The following is a 630-nucleotide window of genomic DNA, read 5'->3' on the forward strand; positions in this document are numbered from 1 at the left end:
AAAAAGGCTGCCCCAAATTTTAAATTGGGGCAGGCTGAAATTAATAGTTATTCGGTTTTATTCCTAATGTCTCGTATGGTACATGGATTTTAAAGGCTAGATTGTTAGCTTCCGGGTCGAAATGTTCAATGCTCACTCTGAAATTACTGCGGATATCCATATTGGTAACGGCAACATAGATTTCTTCCTTTTTTGGATTGACAGTAACCCACTCAGGCATTGGTAAGTACTTTTTCATATACTCCATGATTTTTTGATTTGGCAGCTCCAACAAGCCAACTGAAATAGACTTCTGTTTCAAAATAACATCGCCATTTTCCTGTACAAATGGTTCAAAGTGAACGGATAAAGGAATAGTTGTTGAAAATACCGGAAGTTCTCCCAACAAATGAACATCATCTTTGAATTCGATACTATAATGTTGACTTGAGTTATCAAGCAATTTATCGAGATAGGCATTAACAAGGTCATTTAAATTCTGCTTCGTTGTCCGGACAATAAACTGCGAGCTTTTCTGTTCATCAACCTTGTCCCCAGGCGATGTGGTTGAACTTGAGACAGGCCAAAATATTAAAAGAAAAATACCTAATACAATAACAATATTAATTGTGAGCAAGATATAAAAAAGCT

General features: G+C 36.0%; 1 protein-coding gene. It reads right to left on the reverse strand.

Annotated elements, in window-relative coordinates; translation table 11 throughout:
* Nucleotides 1-40: 40 nt before the first annotated feature.
* A partial coding sequence (locus tag AC3G7N_RS21525; RefSeq protein ID WP_489424174.1) for a YpmS family protein occupies nucleotides 41-630 on the reverse strand: 590 nt, incomplete at its 5' end.

The organism is Virgibacillus carmonensis (assembly GCF_057836705.1).